The sequence below is a fragment of the Pseudomonas sp. IT-P253 genome (assembly GCF_949768125.1).
Lineage (GTDB): Bacteria > Pseudomonadota > Gammaproteobacteria > Pseudomonadales > Pseudomonadaceae > Aquipseudomonas.
Genome location: NZ_CATKPT010000004.1, coordinates 76,919 through 101,570, shown reverse-complemented (window position 1 = coordinate 101,570; position 24,652 = coordinate 76,919). Strand labels below are relative to the sequence as shown.

Below are 24,652 nucleotides of genomic sequence, written 5' to 3'. Positions count from 1 at the left end.
GGGTTATCCACAAGCTCTTAGAAATCCTTGCACAACCGCAGCGCGTCGTAGATCGCCGCGTGGGTGTTGCGCTGCGCCACGCAGTCGCCGATGCGGAACAGCAAGTAGCCGTCGCCCGCCTGGCTCAGCGATGGCTGCGGCTTGATCGCGAACAAGGCTTCGATGTCCATCTGGCCTTTGTTGCGCGACGCTTCCTTCAGCGCGTAATAGATTTCTTCGTCCGGGCGCACGCCGTTTTCGACGACCACCTGGTCCACCACCCGCTCCTCTTTGGCGCCGGTGTATTCGTTTTCCAGCACCGCCACCAGCTTGTCGCCTTCGCGGTAGACCTTCTCCAGCATCATGTCCCCGGTCATGATCACTTCTTTGGGGTACATGCTGCGGTAGTACGTCGGGAACGATGTACCGCCAATCGCCACGCCTGGCTTGATGTCGTCGGTGACGATCTCGACCTGGCTGCCCTTGTCGGCGAGGAAGTCCGCGGTGGACATCCCGGTGAACTCGCAAATGGTGTCGTAGACCAGCACGTTCTTGCCCGGTGCCACCTTGCCGTCGAGGATGTCCCAGCTGCTGACCACCAGGCCTTCAGCCGCGCCCCAGTGCTCGTTCTGCTCCAGGAATGGATGACCGCCAACGGCAAGCACTACCACGTCCGGACGCAGGTCGAGAATGGTCGCCGCATCAGCGGCCACACCCAGGCGCAGGTCGACTTTCAAACGCGCCAGTTCCAGCTGGAACCAGCGCGTGATACCGGCGATCTGGTCCCGTTGTGGCGCTTTCGAGGCGGTGGTGATCTGCCCGCCAATGAACTCTTTTTTCTCGAACAGGGTGACGTCGTGACCTCGTTCGGCGGAGACGCGAGCGGCCTCCATCCCGGCAGGACCGGCACCGACCACCACGACTTTGCGTTTCACACCGGTCGATTTCTCGATGATGTGCGGCACGCCCATGTATTCACGGGAAGTCGCGGCGTTCTGGATGCACAGTACGTCCAGACCCTGGTACTGACGGTCGATGCAGTAGTTGGCACCGACGCATTGTTTGATCTGGTCAACCTGGCCCATTTTGATCTTGGCGATCAGGTGCGGGTCGGCGATGTGGGCGCGGGTCATGCCGACCATATCGACGTAACCGCCTTCCAGAATGCGGGTCGCCTGGTTCGGGTCCTTGATGTTCTGCGCGTGCAAAACCGGAGCCTTCACCACTTCTTTGATACCGGCGGCCAGATGCAGGAACGGCTCCGGTGGATAACTCATGTTCGGGATAACGTTGGCCAGGGTGTTGTGAGTATCGCAACCCGAACCCACCACGCCGATGAAGTCGACCATGCCGGTGTCATCGTAGTACTTGGCGATCTGCTTCATGTCTTCGTGGGACAAGCCGTCCGGGTGGAATTCGTCACCGCACAGACGGATGCCGACGCAGAAATCCGGGCCGACTTCAGCCCGCACGGCCTTCAGCACTTCCAGGCCGAAACGCATGCGGTTCTCGAAGCTGCCGCCCCATTCGTCGGTACGCTTGTTGACTCGCGGGCTCCAGAACTGGTCGATCATGTGCTGGTGCACCGCCGACAGTTCAACGCCGTCCAGGCCACCGGCCTTGGCGCGGCCAGCCGCGGTGGCGTAGTTGCCGATCACCCGCCAGATTTCTTCCGGTTCAATGGTTTTGCAGGTCGCGCGGTGCACCGGCTCACGGATGCCCGACGGCGACAGCAGGGTTGGCCAATGCTCGCCGTCCCAGCGGGAGCGACGACCCATGTGGGTAATCTGGATCATGATCTTGGCGCCATGCTTGTGCATGGCATCGGCCAGGTTCTGAAAGTGCGGAATGATCCGGTCGTCGGCCAGGTTGACCGACTTCCACCAGCCTTGCGGGCTGTCAATCGCCACACTGGAGGAACCGCCGCAAATCGCCAGGCCGATCCCGCCCTTGGCTTTCTCTTCGTAATACTTGACGTACCGGTCGGTGGTCATGCCGCCGTCGGTGGCATAGACCTCGGCGTGCGCGGTGCTGAGCACGCGGTTGCGGATGGTCAGTTTACCGATCTGGATCGGCTGGAACATTGCTTCGAAAGCCATGGCGGGTTCCTCGACTTACAACGGCTTGACGGTGAACAAACCGTCATCGTGGCCTTCTTCGGAGCCACCGTAGACTTGTTCGGCAACGGTGCGAATCTTGCTGCCGCGGGCATGCAGAATCTGGTCCATGGCTCCGGCGAACCAGCCCGTGAACATGTAGTCGACCTTGCGCCCGACCTTGCCGTAGACGTAGACGAACGCCGAGTGTTCGAGCTTGACGCTGGCGGTGCCTTTGTCGAGGTCGATGTCCTGGATCTTGAACAGGCCCCAGCCGCGTTGCGACAGACGCTTCATGTAGTGTTCGAACACCGCGACGCCTTCCAGGCCGTGGCATTCAGCTTCTTTTTCACACCAGTGCCAGGCGGACTTGTAGCCGGCCTTGTAGAGGATTTCAGCGTAGGCGTCAGCGCCCAGCACTTCCTCGATGCCCATGTGGTTGTTGACGAAGAAATGACGTGGCACGTACAGCATCGGCAGGGCGTCGGAGGTCCAGACACCGGTTTCGCTGTCGACTTCGATTGGCAATTGCGGGGCGATTTTAGCCATGGGTAAAGCTCCAGAATTCAATGTGTTGAGGCGATAACTAGCCGTAGCAGCTGCCGAGGCACGAGGCTGCGTCGGGCTGCGAAGCGGCCCCCGAGGGCGGTCCTGCGGACCGCAACGCAGCCTCGTGCCTCGGCAGCTGCTACCAGGATCGTTGTTTAAAAAGTGGCGTTATTCGCCCCAGACGTCCTTGAGGACGTTGACCCAGTTCTCGCCCATGATCTTGCGGACCACGCGCTCGGAATGGCCACGCTTGAGCAGCGTCTCGGTCAGGTTCGGGAACTCGCCGACGGTGCGGATGCCCAGCGGGTTGATGATCTTGCCGAAGCTGGTCAGACGGCGGGCGTAGCCCTTGTCGTGGGTCAGGTATTCGAAGAAGTCCTGGCCATGACCCTGGGTGAAGTCGGTACCGATGCCGATGGCGTCTTCGCCAACGATGTTCATGGTGTATTCGATGGCTTCGGCGTAATCGTCGATGGTCGAATCGATGCCCTTGGCCAGGAACGGCGCAAACATGGTCACACCGACGAAACCGCCGTGATCGGCAATGAACTTCAGCTCTTCATCGGATTTGTTGCGCGGGTGAATTTTCAGACCCGACGGCAGGCAATGGGAGTAGCAGACCGGCTTCTTGGATTCGAGGATGACTTCTTCCGACGTTTTCGAGCCGACGTGGGACAGGTCGCACATGACGCCGACACGGTTCATCTCGGCGACGATCTCACGACCGAAGCCCGACAGGCCGCCATCGCGTTCGTAGCAGCCGGTGCCCACCAGATTCTGGGTGTTGTAGCACATCTGCACGATACCGACGCCCAACTGCTTGAAGACTTCGACATAGCCGATCTGGTCTTCAAAGGCGTGAGCATTCTGGAAACCGAAGAGGATGCCGGTCTTGCCCTGCTCCTTGGCCTTGCGGATATCGGCGGTGGTGCGCACCGGAATCACCAGGTCGCTGTTCTCGCGGATCAGCTTCTGGCTGGCGGCGATGTTGTTGACGGTGGCCTGGAAGCCCTCCCACACCGACACGGTGCAGTTGGCTGCGGTCAGACCGCCCTTGCGCATGTCTTCAAACAGCTCACGGTTCCACTTGGCAATAATCAGCCCGTCGATAACGATGCTGTCGGCGTGCAATTCGGCTGGGCTCATCAGGCAGTCCCCTATTAGCGATTCATGCGCCGAATCGTGTGTCGGCGCTTTGGGGCCAGCATATGCCTGAGGGACGGGGCAGCCGGGTGCAAAAACGACAGAGGGTTTGCCGAAAGCGTCAATCCGCGACAAAGGGTCGTCGATGCGCGTGATCGCCCTCCTGTTCAAGGGCCGTCGCATGGGCCAGAATTCGCCGCATTACTGAATAAGCACTGAAAAAGGGGCTGCGGCGCAATGAGAACGATCTTCCTGGCTTTGGCACTGATAGCGACCGGCGCACACGCGGCTGAAGGTTCCGACGACAACCCCTGCGACAAAGTCGAAAACGACGTCCAGACCCTGGAATGCTCGGTTTTCAGTAAAACCACCGCCGAACAGCTCCTGAAAGACAACTACCAGGGCCTGACCGAGCGCGTGCAAACGGCCTATGGCAAGAACCCGGCCCAACTGGCCGACATCACCGCCAAGCTGAAGGTTGCTCAGCAGCAATGGTTGAAGACACGGGATGCCGATTGCGCGGTTGAAGCGTTTCCGGCTACCAGTGGCAGCAAGGCGTTCACCATTGCGCAGAATGATTGCGTGGCAAGAATGAGCGATGAGCGGTCGGAGTTTTTGGAGTCGATTTTGCAGGAGTGATCCTCAATCTGGCCAACCACCGCAAGGCCGCCCGCGAGAAAATCGCCGCCGCATTTGGCATCAACGCCGAACAGCTTGAGTTGTAAGCTGTGCGCCATCCGTCTGTTAAGGAATTCCAATGAACATCTGCGGCATCGAAATCAAAGGCAGCGAAGCGATCATCGCCGTGGCCTCTCTCGACGGTCAGGCCCTGAGCCACGTCGCCTTGGCCACCAAGAAAATTGCCCTGGACGATGACGACGAGGCGGCGAACGTCAAAGTCTTCGCTGCTCAGGTGGCGTCGTTTGTGCGTGAGAATTCCATCGACCGGATTGCGATCAAGAAGCGCAGCAAGAAAGGCGAATTCGGCCCTGATGAAAAAATAACGCACTGCAACCTGTAGGAGCGAGGCTTGCCCGCGAAGACGGCGTGTCAGACGTCATTGATTTCGAATGTACCGGCCCCTTCGCGGGCAAGTCGAATCGTCGCACCGCTCGCTCCTACAAGGGAGGGTTTGCCAGAGAATCAGGCCTTCTGGCTTTGCCGCCGGTCCTCTCGCGGGCACCGCTCAAACTTCGCCCGGTAACTGCGGGTGAAATACGACGGTGATTCAAACCCGCAGGCAATACTCACTTCCAGCACACTCATGTCTGTCTGTCGCAGCAGCTGCCGCGCCTTCTCCAGTCGCAAGCGCAGGTAGAAGTTGCTCGGGGTGTCGTTCAAATGCAGGCGAAACAAACGCTCAAGCTGGCGCCGTGTCACTTTGATCGATTCTGCCAATTGCAGTGTGCTCAGCGGCGGTTCGCTGTGCTGCTCCATTTCACCAATCACCTGCACCAGCTTCTTGTTGTTGATGCCATAACGCGTGGCGACTTCCATGCGCTGGTGGTCTTTGCGTGGGCGGATGCGGCCGAGTACGAACTGTTCGCTGACCTGGATCGCCAGTTCCGGCCCGTGGGCCTGGGCGATGAGGTCGAGCATCAGGTCGATGGAGGCGGTGCCGCCGGCAGAGGTGATGCGGCGGCGGTCGATCTCGAACAGCTCCTGGGTGACGCTGAGCTGAGGGTAGGACTCCTTGAAGGCGTCGATGGCTTCCCAGTGCAGAGTCAGGCGATGGCCGTCGAGCAGGCCGGATTCAGCGAGGATGAAGCTGCCCGTGTCGATGGCGCCGAGGGTCACGCCTTCGTTGTCCAGCCGGCGCAGCCAGTGTTCCAGCGCCGGGGTGGCGAATTTCAGCGGTTCGAACCCGGCGACGACCAATAAGGTTGCGCCTTTCTTCAGCGGTTCGAGCGCCGCGTCGGCGTTGACCGACATGCCGTTGCTGGCCAGCACCGCCCCGCCATCGGCGCTCAGCACATGCCAACGATACAGTTCGCCGCGAAAGCGATTGGCGACCCGTAGCGGCTCGATGGCCGAAATGAAACCGATGGCCGAGAAACCCGGCATCAACATGAAGTAGAAATCCTGGGACATGGAGCGCACTCGGTTGACGGGTAGCGTGTGGACGTTGATACGCCAGTTGTCGATTGCATTCAAGGGGGCAGGTCGCTGCAGTGCAAGAGCTGGTCGCCGCAGTGCGTTTTTACGGGGGCTATGCTGCGTAACTTGGCATCACCGGCGCACAAAGATGCCGGAACCCACAATAACGTCTGCCGAGGAACCCCGACATGAAACGACTGATCAGCAGCTGTGTTCTTGCACTCAGCGGTACCGCTTTCCTGAGCGCCAGTGTCATGGCGGCCGAACCCGCGTCCTGCCAGAACGTGCGCATGGGCGTAGTCAATTGGACTGACGTAATCGCCACCAGCGCCATGACCCAGGTCCTGCTCGATGGCCTCGGCTACAACACCAAACAAACCAGCGCGTCCCAGCAAATCATTTTCGCCGGGATCCGCGACCAGCGCCTGGACCTGTTCCTGGGCTACTGGAACCCACTGATGACTCAGACCATCACGCCATTCGTCGCTGGCAACCAGGTCAAAGTGCTTCAGGCGCCCAGTCTCAAAGACGCCCGCGCCACCCTCGCCGTACCGACTTACCTCGCCGACAAAGGCCTGAAAACCTTCGCCGACATCGCCAAGTTCGAAAAAGAGCTGGGCGGCAAGATCTATGGCATTGAGCCAGGCTCGGGCGCCAACACCCAGATCAAGGCAATGATCGCCAAGAACCAGTTTGGCCTCGGCAAGTTCCAGTTGGTCGAGTCCAGCGAGGCCGGCATGCTGTCGGCGGTGGATCGTGCCGTTCGACGCAACGAAGCGGTGGTGTTCTTCGGCTGGGCGCCGCACCCGATGAACGTCAACGTGAAGATGACGTACCTCACCGGCAGCGACGACGCCCTCGGCCCGAACGAAGGCATGGCCACGGTCTGGACCGTCACATCGCCGAACTACGCGCAGCAATGCCCGAACATTGGCCGGTTGCTGAGCAACCTGACCTACACCGCCGAAGACGAGAGCCGGATGATGCAGCCACTGCTGGATCACAAGGACGCTATCGAGTCGGCCAAGCAATGGCTCAAGGATCATCCGCAAGACAAGCAACGCTGGCTCGAAGGCGTGACCACCTTCGATGGCAAACCGGCTGCTGACAATCTGAAACTGACCAGTAAATAAACCCCCAACTCAATGACCGATTCGCAGCCCGTAACGGGCTGCGAACAGACTCATCACGCCTGCAAGGAACCGCCTCATGAACCACGACGTCATCATCACCTGCGCACTCACCGGTGCTGGCGACACGACCGCCAAGAGCCCACACGTGCCGGTCACCCCGAAACAAATCGCCGCTGCCGCCGTGGAAGCCGCCAAGGCTGGCGCCACCGTGGTCCACTGCCACGTACGTAACCCCGAAACCGGCAAGTTCAGCCGCGATGTGGCGCTGTACCGCGAAGTGATGGAACGCATCCGCGAGGCGGACGTCGACATCATCGTCAACCTCACCGCCGGCATGGGTGGCGACCTGGAGATCGGCGCGGGCGAGAACCCGATGGAGTTCGGCCCGAACACCGACCTGGTCGGTCCGTTGACCCGCCTGGCCCACGTCGAAGAGTTGCTGCCGGAAATCTGCACCCTCGATTGCGGCACCCTGAACTTTGGCGATGGCGACACCATTTACGTCTCCACCCCGGCTCAGCTGCGCGCTGGCGCCAAACGCATTCAAGAGCTGGGCGTGAAGGCCGAGCTGGAGATTTTCGACACCGGTCACCTGTGGTTCGCCAAACAGATGATCAAGGAAGGCCTGCTCGATGACCCGCTGTTCCAGCTCTGCCTGGGCATCCCGTGGGGCGCGCCGGCCGATACCACCACCATGAAAGCCATGGTCGACAACCTGCCCGCCAACGCAGTGTGGGCCGGCTTCGGCATCGGTCGCATGCAGATGCCGATGGCGGCGCAAGCGGTGCTGCTGGGCGGCAACGTGCGGGTTGGCCTGGAAGACAACATCTGGCTGGACAAAGGCGTACTGGCGACCAATGGCCAACTGGTGGAACGCGCCTCGGAAATCCTCAGCCGTCTCGGCGCCCGCGTCCTGACACCGGCTGAAGGCCGGGCAAAAATGGGCCTGACCAAGCGCGGCTGAATCCACACATAAAACCTGTAGGAGCGAGGCTTGCCCGCGAAGAGGCCGGTACATCCGCCACTTAGTCTGCGGCTGAAACGCCGCCTTCGCGAGCAAGCTTCGCTCCTACAAGGAATCACCGAATTCTTTTAGGACGTCGCCATGACTTTCATCACCGAAATCAAAACCTTCGCAGCCCTGGGCAGCGGTGTCATCGGCAGCGGCTGGGTATCCCGCGCCCTCGCCCACGGCCTCGATGTCGTGGCCTGGGACCCCGCGCCAGGCGCCGAAGCCGCGCTGCGTAAACGCGTCGCCAATGCCTGGGGCGCGCTGGAAAAACAAGGACTGGCGCCTGGCGCTTCGCAGGATCGGCTGCGCTTTGTCGCGACGATTGAAGAATGCGTTCGCGATGCCGACTTCATTCAGGAAAGCGCTCCGGAACGCCTCGATCTGAAACTTGAGCTGCACAGCAAAATCAGCGCGGCAGCCAAGCCTGATGCACTCATCGGTTCCAGCACTTCGGGGCTGTTGCCGAGTGAGTTTTACGAGAGTTCGACGCACCCGGAACGCTGCGTGGTCGGGCACCCGTTCAACCCGGTTTATCTGCTGCCTTTGGTGGAAGTGGTGGGTGGCAAAAACACTGCTCCGGAAGCCATTCAAGCGGCGATTAAAGTTTACGAATCCCTGGGCATGCGCCCGCTGCATGTGCGCAAAGAAGTGCCGGGCTTTATCGCCGACCGCTTGCTCGAAGCGCTGTGGCGTGAGGCGCTGCACCTGGTCAACGACGGTGTGGCGACGACCGGTGAAATCGACGACGCGATTCGTTTTGGCGCGGGCCTGCGCTGGTCGTTCATGGGCACGTTCTTGACCTACACCCTGGCGGGTGGCGATGCGGGTATGCGTCACTTCATGGCGCAGTTTGGCCCGGCGCTGCAACTGCCATGGACGTATCTGCCAGCGCCGGAGCTGACCGACAAATTGATTGATGATGTGGTGGACGGCACCAGCGATCAGCTGGGCAAACACAGCATTTCAGCGCTGGAGCGCTATCGTGATGATTGCCTGCTGGCGGTGCTGGAGGCGGTGAAGACCACCAAAGAGAAGCATGGGATGGCCTTCAGCGAGTAATGAGTCAACAGGTCTGGCCCCATCGCGAGCAAGCTCGCTCCCACATTTGATCTGCGTCGTTCACAGAACCAATGTGGGAGCGAGCTTGCTCGCGATGGGGCCGGTCCAGACACCACACCTTTTGGATCTCACATAATGCCCATCCTCACCACCTACCAAACCAAAATCATCCCCGACTGGGTCGATTACAACGGCCACTTGCGCGATGCCTTTTATCTGCTGATTTTCAGCTACGCTACCGACGCGTTGATGGACCGGCTGGGCATGGACAGCAACAACCGCGAAGCCAGTGGCAACTCGCTGTTCACCCTTGAACTGCACCTCAACTATCTCCACGAAGTGAAACTCGACGCGGATGTAGAAGTACACACCCAAATCATCGCTCACGACAGCAAACGCCTGCACCTCTATCACAGCCTGCACTTGCCGGGCGACGACAAGGAACTGGCGGGCAATGAGCAAATGCTGTTGCACGTCGACCTCGCCGGCCCGCGATCCGCGCCGTTCAGCGAAGACACCTTGAGCAAGCTCCAGGCCATCGTTGCCGAGCAAGCCGACCTGCCCCTCCCCGACTACATTGGCCGAGTGATTGCGTTACCCTCAAAAAAATAAAAAGGAGATCGTCATGAACACCGCAGCCGCTTTCGCCGACTTTCGTACTTATCCGTTGATCAGCGCACTGACAGGCGTGCAGGCGCTGGCGGATCGCTTACTGGTGACGTGGGCCGACCATCGCATCAGCCCCTTTCATCATCAATGGTTGCGGGACAACTGCCCGTGCCCGTCGTGCGTCTACACCGTGACCCGCGAACAGGTACTGGAAATTGTCGACGTCCCGGAAAATCTGACGACGACAGAGACCAGAGTCGATACTGAAGGTTGCCTGTGCGTTCAGTGGCAGGACGGTCACCTCAGTCGCTTCGACCCGGGCTGGCTGCGCGCCCACGCCTATGACGACGAGTCCCGCGCTGAACGTCGCGCGGGCAAACCAAAAGCCAGTCTCTGGAACAGCGATTTAACGCTGCCAGTGTTCGAGTACCAGGCACTGATGAACGATGCCGAGGCCTTGTTGCAATGGCTGCTGGCCGTGCGCGATATCGGCTTGACCCAAGTCCGTGGCGTGCCCACCGAGCCCGGCTCGCTGAAGTTGATCGCCCAGCGCATTTCCTTCATCCGCGAGAGCAATTTCGGCGTGCTGTTCAATGTGCAATCCAAAGCCGACGCCGACAGCAATGCCTACACCGCGTTCAACCTGCCATTGCACAGCGACCTGCCGACCAGGGAGTTGCAACCGGGGCTGCAATTTTTGCATTGCCTGGTCAATGACGCCGACGGTGGCGAGAGTATTTTCGTCGACGGTTTTGCTATCGCCGAGGCCTTGCGCCGGGAAGACCCCGAGGCGTTTCAAGCCTTGTGTGAAATCCCCGTGGAGTTCCGCAACAAGGACCGCCACAGCGACTACCGTTGCCTGGCACCGATCATCGCGCTGGATGCTGTGGGGCAGGTCTCGGAAATCCGCATGGCGAACTTCTTGCGCGGCCCGTTCGATGCCTCGGTGGAACAGATGCCCAGGCTGTATCGCGCTTATCGCCGCTTTATTGCCATGACCCGCGAGGCGCGATTCCGGGTAATGACCCGCCTCAACCCCGGCGAATTGTGGTGCTTCGACAACCGCCGCACCCTCCACGCCCGCAATGCCTTTGATCCCACCAGCGGCGCCCGGCATTTCCAGGGCTGCTACGTCGACCGTGATGAGTTGCTGTCGCGGATCCTTGTCTTACAACGCTAGACCGCGTCATCGTTCATCGCGAGCAAGCTCGCTCCCACAGGGTTTACGCGATCCAATGTGGGAGCGAGCTTGCTCGCGATGGCGTCAGCCCGGACACCCCCATCACTCCTGATTCACAGGCAAAAAAAACCCCGATCAAGCCGTGACAGGATCGGGGCAGAAGGTACTGTTGAGGAGCCGATGCGCGAGGGTGACCAAACCTTCGTGAAGCCAGCTGAAACCAGTGTGCCCACTCTCTCCTCCCACAAGTTAGTCGAAAACGACCTGTTCATAGGTATAGCGGCCATTGCGACAAATCGCCCTTGCCGCCACCTCGCGCCCCTACCAGAATCGAGCCACGACACCGTTCCCTGAAGAAGGATTGCGTCATGATGCACGCCGATTTGATAGACCAGGAAGACCTGCTGGGCCAACTAAAGTCGTTGGGGTTTCAAGTACCGAGTGGCTCCACAGCCGAGCAGGCTTGTGAGTGCGCGGTGCGAGGCTTGAACGATGAACGGGCGATGACGCTGCGGGTCATGGTCAAGCAGATGTACACCAGCAGCGCGACCATTTTGCCGGCCGTGCGCCAAGCCATCGACAAGCAATTGCTGCCGGCATTGGCGGCGTATCAACAAAGCCGTAGCGCCTGATAAATCGCCTTCGCGAGCAGGCTCGCTCCCACATGGATCTGCGGTGTTTACAGATCCAATGTGGGAGCGAGCCTGCTCGCGAATGAGGTCCCTCGGTTTAAAGCCTTACGCTAGCGAATGTCGACTCGTTACGCGCCTGACTCAGCGCCGACAGCGGCCCGGACAACGGCGACAGCACCAGTGCTTGAGGCAGTGGCATCATCGCCACTTGCTGAGTGGTGTTGGAACCTACGCGCTCGTCACGCGGCGGAATGCCGAAGTATTCGCGGTAGCACTTGGAGAAGTGCGGCGTAGATACAAAGCCACATACCGACGCCACTTCGATGATCGACATCGGCGTTTGCTTGAGCAGTTGCCGGGCGCGGATCAAGCGCAGTTTCAGGTAGTAACGGGACGGCGAGCAATGCAGGTATTTCTGGAACAGCCGCTCCAGCTGACGACGGGACACGGCGACATACACCGCCAGTTCGTCGAGGTCGATCGGCTCTTCGAGGTTGGCTTCCATCAGCGCCACGATTTCCTGCAACTTCGGCTGGTTGGTGCCAAGCATGTGCTTGAGCGGCACACGCTGGTGATCCTGCTCGTTGCGGATGCGCTCGTAGACGAACATTTCCGAAATCGCGGCTGACAGTTCACGGCCGTGATCGCGGCTGATCAAGTGCAGCATCATGTCCAGCGGCGCGGTGCCACCGGAGCTGGTGAAACGGTTTCGGTCGAGGGTGAACAGCCGGGTGCTCATCGCCACACGCGGGAACGCTTCCTGCATCGAGGCCAGGCATTCCCAGTGCACGCTGCAATCGAAACCGTCCAGCAGGCCGGCACAGGCCAGGGCCCAGCTGCCGGTGCAGACCGCGCCGAGACGGCGGGACTGACGGGCCTGGCTTTGCAGCCATGAAACGTGTTCGCGAGTAACAGTGCGCTGGATACCGATACCGCCACAGACAATAACGGTGTCCAGGGGCGGGGCTTTGTGCATGGAGCAGTCGGGAGTGATTTGCAAACCGTCACTGGCCCAGACCTGACCGCCATCGACGGTGAGGGTGCTCCAGCGATATAGCTCGCGGCCGGACAATTGGTTGGCCATACGCAGGGGTTCGACTGCGGAGGCCAGAGAAATCAGCGTGAAATTGTCCAGCAGCAAAAAGCCGATGGATTGAGGCGCACGGTTCTGGGGTTGGGCCCCGGAGTTGAACGACGTCATCGCGGTATCTCCTCACACAAAGCGGGTGATGGCCTCAGGCAGAGGCTCTTGTTATTGCCATCGTTCTCGCGTGGGAGACGGGCTTTGTTATGACAGAGCAATTGCCATGCCTAAAATTGAATGCGCGTTCAATAACTCCTGAAAACGACGTCGCGGCGTGTCTATATAAGCCGCGTCGAGAGTGAGGATTATCGGTAGCAGGAAGGGCAGCAAGCGCTCTGGCCCGTTGCGTGTGAGCAAATCGGTAGCACTTGTGGGAACAGGGCTGCGATGCCCTTGAAAGAGTGTCACCGCAAGCACGGATGACGGACGGTCAGGGCTAAATTGGATCCCTGACCGCGGGTTAGTCGCTTACCTGTGAGCGACGCGCCAAAACGTGGCGTGTTTTGAATCGGGTGTTCATTTAGCGCGCAGTTTTGACTGGCCTGACGCCTTCGCGGGCAAGCCTCGCTCCTACAGGGAAATGCGTTCCAACGTAGGAGCGAGGCTTGCCCGCGAAGCAGACAACACGGTCCTACAGACTCAACACTCCACCGCACTCACCGCCAACCCACCTCGCGATGTCTCTTTATATTTGTCATGCATGTCGGCACCGGTATCGCGCATGGTACGGATCACCCGATCCAGCGAGATAAAGTGCTGACCATCACCCCGCAGCGCCATCTGCGCCGCATTGATCGCTTTCACTGCCGCAATCGCATTGCGCTCAATGCACGGCACTTGCACCAGCCCGCCTACCGGGTCGCAGGTCAGACCGAGGTTGTGTTCCAGGCCGATCTCCGCCGCGTTGCACAATTGCTCCGGTGTGGCGCCGAGAATCTCCGCCAGCCCGGCCGCCGCCATGGCGCAGGCCGAACCGACTTCGCCCTGGCAACCGACTTCGGCACCGGAGATCGAGGCGTTTTTCTTGCACAGGATCCCGACCGCCGCCGCACTGAGGAAATAGTCGACGACATTAGCGTCGGTGACTGCTTCGCTGAACTTCATAAAGTAGTGCAACACCGCCGGAATGATCCCGGCCGCGCCGTTGGTCGGCGCCGTCACCATGCGCCCGCCGGCGGCGTTTTCCTCGTTGACCGCCAAGGCGAACAGGTTGACCCATTCCATGGCGCTCAGCGTCGAGCCAATCACATTAGGCTTGCCAAGCTCCTGCAGGCTGCGGTGCAACTTGGCCGCACGACGGCGCACATTCAGGCCGCCGGGCAGGATGCCTTCATGTTTCAGGCCCTGGTCAACGCAATCCTGCATGGCGCGCCAGAGTTTCATCAGGCCGCTGCGAATCTCCTCCTCGCTGCGCCAGACCCGCTCGTTGGCCATCATCAATTCAGACACACGCAGGTTGTGCTGCTTGCAGAGGCTGAGCAGTTCGGCCGCACTGGAGAAGTCGTAAGGCAACTCGGTGCGATCCAGATCGACCACGCCGCTGGACGCTTGCGCTTCATCGACGACAAAACCACCGCCGATGGAGTAGTAAGTGTCGCGATGCAACTCGCCGTGATCACCTTCGACAATCAGGGTCATGGCATTGGGATGGAACGGCAGGTTTTCGTCGATCAGGCGCATGTCGCGAGCCCAGATGAACGGGACCGACAAACGACCATCGAGCAACAATATGTGGGTTTCACGCAGGGTTTCGATGCGCAGGCCGATTTGCGACGGGTCGATCGCGTCCGGCCACTCGCCCATCAGGCCCATGATCACCGCGTTGTCGCTGCCGTGACCGATGCCGGTGGCCGACAGCGAACCATACAGCTGAACTTCGATGCGCCGCACTTGCTCCAAAAGCCCCCGCTCACGCAAACCCTGCACGAACAGCGCCGCGGCGCGCATGGGCCCTACGGTGTGCGAACTGGAAGGGCCGATGCCGATTTTGAACAGGTCGAAAACGCTGATAGCCATTACTGCCGAACTCCTGGATGTGCCAACTCCAGACGCAAAAGCGCCCAGTGACGGAGCTGCTACGCTCAAGCTGCAATCCGCCGATATGGCTGCATCATCAGGCTTTTACCGTGTCGTTCGACGTCTCACACCGACGCACTCTTGTCCACAAACGCCGCGGGCGTTTCACGCAGCGTTTTCGCCGTTTTTTTGCGGTTCAGAGGGGGAAATGGGGCTGAAAAAATCTGTATACGACGTCACCGACACTGGATGCGACCATCCCTGTACTGGTTACGACGCACCCTGTAGGCGTCAGATTTTCACTGGTACATGATCGTATCGACTCGATTGCAAGGCGCGATGGTAAAGCCGTCTCCAAAACGCCATCCAACCGCAACTCATAAGTGCGGTGGTCCAGTCGGAACACTGCCAAAAAAAACACCAAGGAGTCCATCCATGAAAGGTTCCCCGTCGTTGTTGTTGGCCGCCATGCTGAGTCTGCCTTTACTGGCTCAAGCCGCAGAACCCGCTCAGTGCAGCACCGTAAACTTTTCTGATGTCGGCTGGACCGACATCACTGCAACAACCGCTACCACCAGCGTTGTGCTCGACGCCCTGGGCTACAAGACCAAAACCACGATGATTTCCGTGCCGGTGACCTACAAGTCCCTGGCCGATGGCAAGAACATGGACGTCTTCCTGGGTAACTGGATGCCGACCATGGAAAACGACATCAAGGCTTACCGTGATGCCGGCACCGTGGACGTCGTACGTACCAACCTCACTGGCGCCAAATACACCCTCGCCGTACCGCAAGCGCTGTACGACAAAGGGCTGCATGACTTCGCCGACATTGCCAAATTCAAGAAAGAGCTCGACGGCAAGATCTACGGCATCGAGCCGGGTAACGACGGTAACCGTCTGATCCAGACCATGATTGACAAGAACGCCTTCGGTCTCAAAGACGCCGGCTTCAAAGTCGTTGAGTCCAGCGAAGCGGGCATGCTGTCGCAAGTCGACCGCGCTCAGAAACGCGATACCGCCGTGGTCTTCCTCGGCTGGGCACCGCATCCGATGAACAAGCGTTTCAAAATCCAGTACCTGACCGGGGGGGACGATTTCTTCGGTCCGGACTTTGGTGCCGCCACCGTTGCGACCAACACTCGCAAGGGGTATACCAAAGAGTGCAGCAACGTTGGTCAACTGCTGAAAAACCTGGAATTCACCGTCGACATGGAAAGCTCACTGATGGGCAACATCCTGGACGACAAGATGAAGCCTGAAGCGGCCGCCAAGGCCTGGCTCAAAAAGAATCCACAGGTGCTCGATACCTGGCTCGCTGGCGTGACCACCATTGACGGTAAACCAGGCCTGGAGGCCGTTAAAGCCAAGCTCGCGAAGTAATCGCTTACGCCGGGCGAGCTCGCTCCTCACTCGCCCGGGCTGTTAATTTCCTTGCATGCGGACGTTCACTACCATGCTGATTGATCAGAAAATACCCTTAGGCCAGTACATCGCGGGCTTCGTTGAATGGTTGACGCAACACGGCGCCAGCACCTTCGACACGATCGCCGTGACACTGGAAACGATGATCCACGGCGTGACTTTTGCGCTGACCTGGTTCAACCCGCTGGCATTGATCGGCCTCATCGCGCTACTGGCACATTTCATCCAACGCAAATGGGGCCTGACCGTTTTCGTCATTGCCTCCTTCCTGCTGATCCTCAATCTGGGGTACTGGCAGGAAACCATGGAAACCCTCGCCCAAGTACTGTTTGCTACTTTTGTCTGCGTGATCATCGGCGTGCCATTGGGCATCGTCGCCGCGCACAAACCGATGTTCTACACACTGATGCGTCCGGTGCTCGATCTGATGCAGACCGTGCCGACCTTCGTGTACCTCATTCCTACCCTGACCCTCTTCGGGCTGGGTGTGGTCCCAGGTCTGATCTCGACAGTGGTGTTCGCGATTGCCGCGCCTATCCGCCTGACCTACCTGGGTATCCGCGATGTCCCCGCAGAATTGATGGACGCCGGCAAAGCCTTTGGCTGTTCGCGCCGTCAACTGCTCTCACGTATCGAACTGCCCCACGCCATGCCAAGCATCGCGGCCGGTATTACCCAGTGCATCATGCTGTCGTTGTCGATGGTGGTGATCGCGGCACTGGTGGGCGCCGACGGCCTGGGCAAACCCGTGGTCAACGCACTGAACACTGCTGATATCGCCCTGGGCTTCGAAGCCGGCCTGGCGATCGTACTGCTGGCGATCATGCTCGACCGTATCTGCAAACAACCCGACGCCAAAGTAGGGGGTGACGCATGAGCATTATTCGGTTCGAAGACGTCGACGTAATTTTCTCGAAAGACCCGCGCGAGGCGCTCAAGCTCCTCGATCAGGGCATGACCCGCGACCAGATCCTGAAAAAAACCGGGCAGATCGTCGGCGTTGAAAAAGCCAGCCTGGACATCGAAAAGGGCGAAATCTGCGTGCTGATGGGCCTGTCCGGCTCCGGCAAATCCAGCCTGCTGCGCTGCATCAACGGCCTCAACACCGTCAGCCGTGGCAAGTTGTTCGTCGAGCATGAAGGCAAGCAGATCGATATCGCTTCCTGCACCCCGGCAGAACTGAAAATGATGCGCACCAAGCGCATCGCGATGGTGTTCCAGAAGTTCGCCCTGATGCCTTGGCTGACAGTGCGCGAGAACATCAGTTTCGGTCTGGAAATGCAGGGTCGCCCCGAGAAAGAGCGACGCAAACTGGTGGACGACAAGCTTGAGCTGGTGGGCTTGGCCCAGTGGCGCAACAAGAAACCCGACGAGCTCTCCGGCGGTATGCAGCAACGTGTGGGCCTGGCCCGTGCGCTGGCGATGGACGCCGACATCCTGCTGATGGACGAACCGTTCTCGGCCCTCGACCCGCTGATCCGCCAAGGCCTGCAAGACGAACTGCTGGAGCTGCAAAGCAAGCTCAACAAGACCATCGTTTTCGTTAGTCACGACCTGGATGAGGCGCTGAAACTCGGCAGCCGCATCGCCATCATGAAAGACGGCCGCATCGTTCAGTACAGCGTGCCGGAAGAGATCGTGCTGAACCCGGCAGACGACTACGTTCGGACCTTCGTGGCCCACACCAATCCGCTGAACGTGCTGTGCGGTCGCAGCCTGATGCGCACCCTGGACAACTGCAAACGCATCAACGGCTCGGTGTGCCTCGATCCGGGTGGCGATTCGTGGCTGGACCTGGCCGAAGGCAACACCATCAAAGGCGCACGCCAGAACGGCGCGAGCCTGGACCTGCAGAACTGGGTGCCAGGGCAAGCGGTTGAAGGTCTGGGTCGTCGGCCAACGCTGGTGGACTCGAACATCGGCATGCGCGATGCGCTGCAGATTCGTTATCACACCGGCAACAAACTGGTGCTCCACGACAACAACAACAAAGTGGTCGGGATACTCGGGGACAGCGAGCTCTATCACGCGCTGCTCGGCAAGAATCTGGGCTAAGACAGCAGACACAAAAACGCCGCGAAAGGATCGCGGCGTTTTTGTTAGTGCGCAGAACTTAATGTGGGAGCGAGCTTGCTCGCGATAGCGGTGGTTCAGTCAACATTGATGCTGACTGTTATGCCCTCATCGCGAGCAAGCTCGCTCCCACAGGGGTATGTCTCAGCTATAGACACGGCCAAGGAGCTGCCGATGGCTTTCAAACTGATCGAGCACATCTCGGGTGATCTGGTCCTGAGTGAAGCCCATCAAGTCGTAGTCCTGGCTGCCGTTGTGCAAGTACACCTCGGCGCGGTAGTAGCGTGCGCGGGGTTCATCAACACTTTCAGCCGACACCGTTTCGCTCGCCGCTGCCAGATAACCATCCAGGCTCACTTCGTAGACAAAGGGGTTGCCCTCTTCCCTGTCGATCCGCACGCCCATGCAACGCTTCGATTTACCCAGCAACGTTTGCACGTCCAGACCCTGCGCGCGCAATTGCGCCGCCGCATCTTCCAGCGCCGGGCTGACTTGCTTGTCCATAAAGCGCTGAACAATCGACTGATTCGGCTGCAGGTCCAATTGAGTCAAACGCTCGCTGAAACCACGACGACCGCGCGCGGCCAACTCCGCCTGCTCCTGTTCGATCTGCACGTCCTGGCGCATGGCCTTGTGCAAGCCGAACATGAAGAACACCAGCACCACCGAGAATGGCAGGCCCGCCAGCACCACCATGGTTTGCATGGCTTCGAAGTTACCGGCGAACAGCAGGCCGATGGTGACCAGCGTGATCACCGCCGACCAGAAGATCCGCAGCCAATGCGGGGCATCTTCGTCGACGTTACCGCCCTTGCACGAAAGGTTGGCCATCATCACCGCGCCAGAGTCCGCCGGGGTCAGGAACAGCACGAAACCGACAAAGATCGACACGCCGATCACCACTTTCGACGCCGGGTAATGCTCAAGCAATTGGTAGATCGCCATGGACGGCTGTTCGAGTGCCGTTTTCCCAAGCTCCACCGCCCCATGGTTCATCACCAGGTCCAGTGCCGAGTTACCGAAGATCGACAGCCACGCCAGGGTGAAGCCCAGTGGAATCAGCAGCACACCGGCAACCAGTTCACGCACGGTACGACCACGGGAAATACGCGCGATGAACATGCCCACGAATGGCGCCCAGGAAATCCACCAGGCCCAGTAGAACAGAGTCCACAGGCCCAACCAGCGATCGGACTTCTCACTGTCGCCTTCGTACACATAAAGATCGAACGTCTTCAGCACCACGCCGTTGAGGTAGTCACCGACGTTCTGCACAAAGCCGTTCAGCAGGTGCAACGTAGGGCCGAACAGCAGCACGAAAATCAGCAGGCCGCTGAACAACACGATGTTCAGGTTGGACAGACGACGAATGCCGTTTTCCACGCCAGACACGGCAGCGATGGTCGCCACGGTGCTCATCACGATGATCACGATCAGCAGGTTGGTGTTGCTGTGTTGCATACCGAACAGGTTTTCCAGCCCGGAAGACACTTGCAGCGAACCGATCCCCAGGTTCGTCACCAGGCCCAACAGGGTCACGAACATGCCGAAGCCGTCCACCGCGTGACCCGCCGCGCCTTTGACCCAACGCTCGCCCACCAGCGGATACAGCGCCGAACGCAACGCCAGCGGCTGGTTGTGGCGGTAAGCAAAGTAAGCAACGGCCAGCCCGACCAGTGCGTAAATCGCCCAGCCATGCAGGCCCCAGTGCAGGAATGTCAGCTGCACCGCCTGACGCGCGGCCATGTTGCTGGCCGAGGCGCCTTCCGGCGGATTGAAGTAATGGTCCAGCGGCTCGGAAGCACCGAAGTACAGCAACGAGATGCCGATACCCGACGAAAACAGCATCCCCGCCCAGGCGCCGTAGCTGAAATCCGGGGTGTCGTCCTTGCTGCCCAGTTTGAGCTTGCCGTAGGACGAAAACGCCAGGCCGACCACGAAGACAAGATAAGCGGCGATCACCACCATGTAGTACCAGCCGAAGCTGCGGGACAACCAGGCCTGGGCAATTCCGAGCAATCTGCCAGCCTCTTGCGGGGCGATGATCAGAATGGCGGTCAGCAACAGAATCAGCGCGGTAGAGGTGTAGAACACCCAACCGTTGACCGTCACCTTCTCGGGTGGGGTCTTTATAAGAGAGGCAGAACTCATGGCACAGAGGCTCCGGGCAGTGCGGGAGAAGAACACAAGGCAAGGCGTCACCCGACCAATCGGTTAGTGGGCAGCCGACCGGTGGGTGATATAAAGACACGCCGAAAAAAGCCCGAACCCCAGGGACGCCAGCGCGTATAGGCTTCGAGCCGTTTCAGATGTCGGTTTATCGTCATTTTCACGTAGGAAAACTCTGTAAACAGCGACGATTTGTCGCAGATCTTATTCTTTGTTGATTGAACGTTCAATCAAAACAAAATAGACTGGCCTTTAAACCGGTAGCCGTTTGACGTCTGCCGGAAGGCCTAAGGAGATGTGCAAGATGCCCAAGGTCGGTATGCAACCCATCCGCCGCCAGCAGTTGATCGAAGCCACATTGCAGGCGGTCGATCAGGTAGGAATGGGGGACGCCAGCATTGCGCTGATCGCCCGTTTGGCCGGTGTCTCGAATGGCATCATCAGTCACTATTTTCAGGACAAGAACGGCCTGATCGCTGCTACGGCGCAGTACCTGATGAGTGTCCTCAGCGAGAACGTCACCGCACGCCGACAGGCGCTGGAGGACAACAGCCCACGGGCCCACCTCCAGGTGATTATCGAAGGCAACTTCGACGCCAGCCAGGTCAATGGCCCGGCAATGAAAACCTGGCTGGCCTTCTGGGCCACCAGCATGCACCACCCGTCTTTGCACAGGTTGCAGCGGATCAACGATCACCGTCTGTATTCCAACCTGTGCTGCCAGTTCCGCCGCGTATTGCCGCTCAATCAAGCGCGCAGTGCAGCCCGGGGCCTGGCAGCCCTCATCGACGGTTTGTGGTTGCGCGGCGCGTTGTCGGGAGATGCTTTCGACACCGAGCAAGCGCACCAGATCGCTTACGAATACATGGATTTCCAATTGGCCAAGCAGGTGAGTTAGAGCACACATAACCGCTCAACCCCCTGAACCGCCACTGACCAGCGCGCCCATGCGACACGGCACGCCCAGTGGTTACCGCCAACCAACTTATGCTCTTGCGAGGACTATATGGCCCGTTTCGAACTGCAAAAACTCTACATCGATGGCGGTTACAGTGACGCCAGCAGCGACGCCACCTTCGAAGCCATCAACCCGGCTAACGGTGAAGTCCTCGCAACAGTACAGCGTGCGTCCAAAGAAGACGTCGAGCGCGCAGTGGTCAGCGCCGAAAAGGGCCAGAAAATCTGGGCGGCAATGACGGCCATGGAGCGTTCGCGCATCCTGCGTCGTGCCGTGGATATCCTGCGCGAGCGCAATGATGAACTGGCCGCCCTGGAAACCCTGGACACCGGCAAGGCGTATTCCGAAACACGCTACGTCGACATCGTCACCGGCGCTGACGTGCTGGAATACTACGCCGGCCTGATTCCCGCCATCGAAGGTGAACAGATCCCGCTGCGCACCACGTCGTTCGTCTACACCCGTCGCGAGCCGCTGGGCATCGTGGCCGGTATCGGCGCATGGAACTACCCGATCCAGATCGCCCTGTGGAAATCCGCACCGGCCCTGGCGGCTGGTAACGCAATGATCTTCAAGCCAAGCGAAGTCACGTCCCTGACCACGCTGAAACTGGCCGAGATCTACACCGAAGCTGGCGTTCCGGCGGGCGTGTTCAACGTACTGACCGGCAGTGGCCGTGAAGTCGGCACCTGGCTGACCGAGCACCCACGCATCGAGAAAGTCTCGTTTACCGGCGGCACCGATACTGGCAAGAAGGTCATGGCCAGCGCGTCCGCCTCGTCGCTGAAAGACGTGACCATGGAACTGGGCGGCAAATCCCCGCTGATCATTTTCGACGACGCCGATCTCGATCGCGCCGCCGACACGGCGATGATGGCCAACTTCTACAGCTCTGGCCAGGTCTGCACCAACGGCACTCGCGTGTTCGTCCCGAGCCACTTGAAAGCCGCGTTCGAAGCCAAGATCGTTGAGCGCGTTGCGCGCATCCGCATCGGCAACCCGGAAGACGAAAACACCAACTTCGGCCCGCTGGTCAGCTTTGCCCACATGGAAAGCGTGTTGGGTTACATCGCCAAAGGCAAGGAAGAAGGCGCTCGCGTGCTGTGCGGCGGCAACCGTCTGACCGAAGGCGAATTCGCCAAAGGCGCGTTCGTGGCCCCGACCGTGTTCACCGACTGCACCGACGAGATGACCATCGTTCGCGAAGAAATCTTCGGCCCGGTAATGAGCATCCTGACCTACGAAACCGAAGACGAAGTGATCCGTCGTGCCAACGACACCGACTTTGGTCTGGCCGCAGGCGTCGTCACCAAGGACCTGAACCGCGCTCACCGCGTGATTCATCAACTGGAAGCCGGTATCTGCTGGATCAATGCCTGGGGCGAGTCCGACGCCAAGATGCCGGTCGGCGGCTACAAGCAGTCGGGCGTGGGTCGTGAGAACGGCATCAGCTCGCTGAACAACTTCACACGCATCAAATCGGTACAGGTCGAACTGGGCGATTACGCCTCGGTTTTCTAAGGCACGCCCGCACAACCTGTAGCAGCTGCCGAGGCACGAGGCTGCGTTGCGCGTCCGCAGGACCGCCCTCAGGGGGCCGCTGCGCGACCCAACGCAACCTCGTGCCTCGGCAGCTGCTACGGGTGACCTGACCAACTTCAAAGAGGGTGCATTCAATGTCCCAAGTATTCGATTACATCATCATCGGTGCCGGCTCGGCCGGTAACACCCTGGCGACCCGTCTGACTGAAGACGAAGGCGTCACCGTCCTGCTGCTCGAAGCCGGCGGCCCGGACTACCGTTTCGACTTCCGCACACAAATGCCGGCCGCCCTGGCGTTCCCACTGCAAGGTCGTCGCTACAACTGGGCATACGAAACCGATCCAGAGCCACACATGGACGGTCGCCGGATGGAATGCGGTCGCGGCAAAGGCCTGGGTGGCTCTTCGCTGATCAACGGCATGTGCTACATCCGTGGCAACGCGATGGACTACGATAACTGGGCCAAACTGCCGGGTCTTGAAGACTGGGACTACCTGAACTGCCTGCCATATTTCCGCAAAGCCGAAACCCGTGACATCGGCCCGAACGACTACCACGGTGGCGACGGTCCGGTCAGCGTGACCACGCCCAAAGCCGGCAACAACCCACTGTTCCACGCCATGGTTGAAGCCGGGGTACAGGCCGGTTACCCCGCTACCTCCGACCTCAACGGTTATCAACAAGAAGGCTTCGGCCCGATGGACCGTACCGTGACGCCGAAGGGCCGTCGTGCCAGCACCGCTCGCGGTTACCTGGACGTCGCCAAGAAGCGTTCGACCCTGACCATCGTCACCCACGCCCTGACCGACAAGATCCTCTTCGAAGGCAAGCGTGCGGTCGGCGTGCGTTACCTGATCGGCGCCGCTGAAGAGCGCGTTGAAGTCCGTGCGCGCAAAGAAGTGCTGCTGTGCTCCGGTGCCATCGCTTCGCCGCAGATTTTGCAACGCTCCGGTGTCGGCCCTGCCGAACTGCTGAACAAGCTCGACATCCCGGTGGTCCACGACCTGCCAGGCGTCGGTGAAAACCTGCAGGACCACCTTGAGTTGTACCTGCAATACGCCTGCACCCAACCGGTCTCGCTGTACCCGTCGCTGCTCTGGCACAACCAGCCGGCCATCGGTGCCGAGTGGCTGTTCAATGGCACCGGTATCGGCGCCAGCAACCAGTTCGAAGCCGGCGGCTTCATCCGTACCCGCCCGGAGTTCGAATGGCCGAACATTCAGTACCACTTCTTGCCGGTTGCCATTAATTACAACGGCAGCAATGGTGTGAAAGAACACGGCTTCCAGGCGCACATGGGTTCCATGCGTTCGCCGAGTCGCGGTCGCATCCAGGCCAAGTCGAAGGACCCGCGGGAGTACCCGAGCATCCTGTTCAACTACATGGCCACCGAGCAGGACTGGCAGGAATTCCGTGACGGCATTCGCCTGACCCGTGAAATCATGCAACAGCCTGCATTGGACGCTTTCCGTGGCCGCGAAATCAGCCCTGGCATCGACGTGCAAACCGATGAGCAGCTGGACAAGTTCATCCGCGAACATGCCGAAACCGCGTTCCACCCGTCCTGCTCCTGCAAGATGGGCACCGACGAAATGGCCGTGGTCGATGCCGAAGGCCGTGTGCATGGCCTGCAAGCCCTGCGCGTCGTCGATGCTTCGATCATGCCGATCATCACCACCGGCAACCTGAATGCGCCGACGATCATGATCGCCGAAAAAATCGCCGACAAAATCCGTGGTCGTAAGCCATTGCCGCGCAGCAAGGCTGCCTACTTCGTGGCCGGTGATGCACCGGTGCGTGGCAAACCGTTGCGGGATGTGAGCGCTACTGCTCAGTAAGCCGTAACACCGCGTCACGGCCAATCGCGAGCAAGCTCGCTCCCACAGGTTTCGGGTT

The 24,652-nt window shown here is 59.8% G+C and carries 20 protein-coding genes and 1 pseudogene; 14 read left to right on the top strand and 7 right to left on the bottom strand.

All coding sequences use genetic code 11. The features are described 5' to 3' along the window. Positions 1 to 17: 17 nt before the first annotated feature. The 3 genes from dgcA to ACM6IR_RS02435 all read right to left on the bottom strand — a co-directional run bounded on the left by dgcA (position 18) and on the right by ACM6IR_RS02435 (position 3,770). A complete protein-coding gene (dgcA, locus tag ACM6IR_RS02445) occupies positions 18 to 2,078 on the bottom strand; it encodes a dimethylglycine demethylation protein DgcA (RefSeq protein ID WP_414906214.1) in 2,061 nt (686 codons plus the stop codon). Positions 2,079 to 2,093: 15 nt separating this feature from the next. Further along, the gene (locus ACM6IR_RS02440; protein ID WP_201115942.1) at positions 2,094 to 2,624 is read right to left on the bottom strand and encodes a DUF5943 domain-containing protein; all 531 of its coding nucleotides are present in this window, start codon (positions 2,622 to 2,624) and stop codon (positions 2,094 to 2,096) included. A gap of 168 nt (positions 2,625 to 2,792) precedes the next feature. Continuing rightward, positions 2,793 to 3,770 (bottom strand): dipeptidase, encoded by a 978-nt coding sequence (locus tag ACM6IR_RS02435; protein ID WP_008033250.1) that lies wholly within the window; start codon positions 3,768 to 3,770, stop codon positions 2,793 to 2,795. 234 nt (positions 3,771 to 4,004) lie between these two features. Here ACM6IR_RS02435 and ACM6IR_RS02430 point away from each other — a divergent pair, with 234 nt between their 5' ends. Together ACM6IR_RS02430 and ACM6IR_RS02425 are read left to right on the top strand one after the other, a co-directional pair. Then, positions 4,005 to 4,406 carry a lysozyme inhibitor LprI family protein gene (locus ACM6IR_RS02430; RefSeq protein WP_414906213.1) on the top strand — a complete coding sequence of 134 codons (402 nt, stop codon included), beginning with the start codon at positions 4,005 to 4,007 and terminating at the stop codon, positions 4,404 to 4,406. 118 nt (positions 4,407 to 4,524) lie between these two features. Continuing rightward, positions 4,525 to 4,752, top strand: a pseudogene (locus ACM6IR_RS02425) (DUF3010 family protein); the annotation flags it as partial. A 158-nt stretch (positions 4,753 to 4,910) separates the two neighbouring features. On the opposite strand, the gene ACM6IR_RS02420 reads toward ACM6IR_RS02425, so the two are convergent. Next, positions 4,911 to 5,858, bottom strand: a complete 948-nt coding sequence (locus ACM6IR_RS02420) for a GlxA family transcriptional regulator (protein WP_414906246.1) — start codon at positions 5,856 to 5,858, stop codon at positions 4,911 to 4,913. A gap of 194 nt (positions 5,859 to 6,052) precedes the next feature. Between ACM6IR_RS02420 and choX the strand changes: the two genes are divergently transcribed. From choX to ACM6IR_RS02390, 6 genes are all read left to right on the top strand, one after another. Further along, entirely contained in the window at positions 6,053 to 6,997 is a 945-nt protein-coding gene (choX, locus tag ACM6IR_RS02415; protein ID WP_414906212.1) for a choline ABC transporter substrate-binding protein, read from the top strand. A gap of 76 nt (positions 6,998 to 7,073) precedes the next feature. Beyond that, complete coding sequence (locus tag ACM6IR_RS02410) at positions 7,074 to 7,961, top strand: 3-keto-5-aminohexanoate cleavage protein (protein ID WP_150711210.1); 888 nt, start codon at positions 7,074 to 7,076, stop codon at positions 7,959 to 7,961. Between the two features lie 141 nt (positions 7,962 to 8,102). After that, positions 8,103 to 9,068 (top strand): L-carnitine dehydrogenase, encoded by a 966-nt coding sequence (locus ACM6IR_RS02405; RefSeq protein ID WP_201115937.1) that lies wholly within the window; start codon positions 8,103 to 8,105, stop codon positions 9,066 to 9,068. A 135-nt stretch (positions 9,069 to 9,203) separates the two neighbouring features. After that, the gene (locus ACM6IR_RS02400; RefSeq protein ID WP_414906211.1) at positions 9,204 to 9,680 is read left to right on the top strand and encodes a thioesterase family protein; all 477 of its coding nucleotides are present in this window, start codon (positions 9,204 to 9,206) and stop codon (positions 9,678 to 9,680) included. 13 nt (positions 9,681 to 9,693) lie between these two features. Next, the gene (locus ACM6IR_RS02395; RefSeq protein WP_414906210.1) at positions 9,694 to 10,857 is read left to right on the top strand and encodes a gamma-butyrobetaine dioxygenase; all 1,164 of its coding nucleotides are present in this window, start codon (positions 9,694 to 9,696) and stop codon (positions 10,855 to 10,857) included. 368 nt (positions 10,858 to 11,225) lie between these two features. After that, positions 11,226 to 11,489, top strand: coding sequence for a hypothetical protein (locus tag ACM6IR_RS02390; protein WP_414906209.1), 264 nt, complete (start codon positions 11,226 to 11,228; stop codon positions 11,487 to 11,489). Positions 11,490 to 11,586: 97 nt separating this feature from the next. On the opposite strand, the gene ACM6IR_RS02385 is transcribed toward ACM6IR_RS02390, so the two are convergent. Beyond that, positions 11,587 to 12,690: a GlxA family transcriptional regulator gene (locus ACM6IR_RS02385; protein WP_201115933.1), complete on the bottom strand. Its 1,104-nt coding sequence runs from the start codon at positions 12,688 to 12,690 to the stop codon at positions 11,587 to 11,589. A 522-nt stretch (positions 12,691 to 13,212) separates the two neighbouring features. After that, positions 13,213 to 14,589, bottom strand: a complete 1,377-nt coding sequence (locus tag ACM6IR_RS02380) for an L-serine ammonia-lyase (RefSeq protein ID WP_414906208.1) — start codon at positions 14,587 to 14,589, stop codon at positions 13,213 to 13,215. A 435-nt stretch (positions 14,590 to 15,024) separates the two neighbouring features. Here ACM6IR_RS02380 and ACM6IR_RS02375 point away from each other — a divergent pair, with 435 nt between their 5' ends. From ACM6IR_RS02375 to choV, 3 genes are all read left to right on the top strand, one after another. Beyond that, a complete protein-coding gene (locus ACM6IR_RS02375) occupies positions 15,025 to 15,972 on the top strand; it encodes a choline ABC transporter substrate-binding protein (protein ID WP_414906207.1) in 948 nt (315 codons plus the stop codon). 73 nt (positions 15,973 to 16,045) lie between these two features. Beyond that, the gene (choW, locus tag ACM6IR_RS02370) at positions 16,046 to 16,891 is read left to right on the top strand and encodes a choline ABC transporter permease subunit (protein ID WP_414906206.1); all 846 of its coding nucleotides are present in this window, start codon (positions 16,046 to 16,048) and stop codon (positions 16,889 to 16,891) included. Then, on the top strand, positions 16,888 to 18,069 hold the full coding sequence (gene choV, locus ACM6IR_RS02365; RefSeq protein ID WP_414906205.1) for a choline ABC transporter ATP-binding protein: 1,182 nt from the start codon (positions 16,888 to 16,890) through the stop codon (positions 18,067 to 18,069). Before choW ends, choV begins: the two co-directional genes overlap by 4 nt. Before the next feature lie 162 nt (positions 18,070 to 18,231). Here the strand turns inward: choV and ACM6IR_RS02360 are convergent, their stop codons facing one another. Next, entirely contained in the window at positions 18,232 to 20,181 is a 1,950-nt protein-coding gene (locus tag ACM6IR_RS02360) for a BCCT family transporter (RefSeq protein WP_414906245.1), read from the bottom strand. 379 nt (positions 20,182 to 20,560) lie between these two features. On the opposite strand from ACM6IR_RS02360, the gene betI reads away from it, so the two are divergent. The 3 genes from betI to betA all read left to right on the top strand — a co-directional run bounded on the left by betI (position 20,561) and on the right by betA (position 24,594). Continuing rightward, positions 20,561 to 21,154: a transcriptional regulator BetI gene (betI, locus tag ACM6IR_RS02355; protein WP_414906204.1), complete on the top strand. Its 594-nt coding sequence runs from the start codon at positions 20,561 to 20,563 to the stop codon at positions 21,152 to 21,154. Positions 21,155 to 21,262: 108 nt separating this feature from the next. Then, positions 21,263 to 22,735, top strand: a complete 1,473-nt coding sequence (gene betB, locus ACM6IR_RS02350) for a betaine-aldehyde dehydrogenase (protein WP_414906203.1) — start codon at positions 21,263 to 21,265, stop codon at positions 22,733 to 22,735. 155 nt (positions 22,736 to 22,890) lie between these two features. Then, the gene (gene betA / locus ACM6IR_RS02345) at positions 22,891 to 24,594 is read left to right on the top strand and encodes a choline dehydrogenase (protein WP_414906202.1); all 1,704 of its coding nucleotides are present in this window, start codon (positions 22,891 to 22,893) and stop codon (positions 24,592 to 24,594) included. Positions 24,595 to 24,652: the final 58 nt, after the last annotated feature.

What these genes read in the sequence shown, in the direction of transcription:
- ACM6IR_RS02395 (WP_414906210.1), top strand. Translation starts at nt 9,694, where the DNA reads ATGAACACCGCAGCCGCTTTCGCCGACTTTCGTACTTATCCGTTGATC.
- ACM6IR_RS02405 (WP_201115937.1), top strand. Translation starts at nt 8,103, where the DNA reads ATGACTTTCATCACCGAAATCAAAACCTTCGCAGCCCTGGGCAGCGGT.
- ACM6IR_RS02410 (WP_150711210.1), top strand. Translation starts at nt 7,074, where the DNA reads ATGAACCACGACGTCATCATCACCTGCGCACTCACCGGTGCTGGCGAC.
- ACM6IR_RS02390 (WP_414906209.1), top strand. Translation starts at nt 11,226, where the DNA reads ATGATGCACGCCGATTTGATAGACCAGGAAGACCTGCTGGGCCAACTA.
- choW (WP_414906206.1), top strand. Translation starts at nt 16,046, where the DNA reads ATGCTGATTGATCAGAAAATACCCTTAGGCCAGTACATCGCGGGCTTC.
- betI (WP_414906204.1), top strand. Translation starts at nt 20,561, where the DNA reads ATGCCCAAGGTCGGTATGCAACCCATCCGCCGCCAGCAGTTGATCGAA.
- ACM6IR_RS02385 (WP_201115933.1), bottom strand. Translation starts at nt 12,690, where the DNA reads ATGACGTCGTTCAACTCCGGGGCCCAACCCCAGAACCGTGCGCCTCAA.
- ACM6IR_RS02380 (WP_414906208.1), bottom strand. Translation starts at nt 14,589, where the DNA reads ATGGCTATCAGCGTTTTCGACCTGTTCAAAATCGGCATCGGCCCTTCC.
- ACM6IR_RS02420 (WP_414906246.1), bottom strand. Translation starts at nt 5,858, where the DNA reads ATGTCCCAGGATTTCTACTTCATGTTGATGCCGGGTTTCTCGGCCATC.
- betB (WP_414906203.1), top strand. Translation starts at nt 21,263, where the DNA reads ATGGCCCGTTTCGAACTGCAAAAACTCTACATCGATGGCGGTTACAGT.
- choX (WP_414906212.1), top strand. Translation starts at nt 6,053, where the DNA reads ATGAAACGACTGATCAGCAGCTGTGTTCTTGCACTCAGCGGTACCGCT.
- betA (WP_414906202.1), top strand. Translation starts at nt 22,891, where the DNA reads ATGTCCCAAGTATTCGATTACATCATCATCGGTGCCGGCTCGGCCGGT.
- choV (WP_414906205.1), top strand. Translation starts at nt 16,888, where the DNA reads ATGAGCATTATTCGGTTCGAAGACGTCGACGTAATTTTCTCGAAAGAC.
- ACM6IR_RS02375 (WP_414906207.1), top strand. Translation starts at nt 15,025, where the DNA reads ATGAAAGGTTCCCCGTCGTTGTTGTTGGCCGCCATGCTGAGTCTGCCT.
- dgcA (WP_414906214.1), bottom strand. Translation starts at nt 2,078, where the DNA reads ATGGCTTTCGAAGCAATGTTCCAGCCGATCCAGATCGGTAAACTGACC.
- ACM6IR_RS02435 (WP_008033250.1), bottom strand. Translation starts at nt 3,770, where the DNA reads ATGAGCCCAGCCGAATTGCACGCCGACAGCATCGTTATCGACGGGCTG.
- ACM6IR_RS02430 (WP_414906213.1), top strand. Translation starts at nt 4,005, where the DNA reads ATGAGAACGATCTTCCTGGCTTTGGCACTGATAGCGACCGGCGCACAC.
- ACM6IR_RS02440 (WP_201115942.1), bottom strand. Translation starts at nt 2,624, where the DNA reads ATGGCTAAAATCGCCCCGCAATTGCCAATCGAAGTCGACAGCGAAACC.
- ACM6IR_RS02400 (WP_414906211.1), top strand. Translation starts at nt 9,204, where the DNA reads ATGCCCATCCTCACCACCTACCAAACCAAAATCATCCCCGACTGGGTC.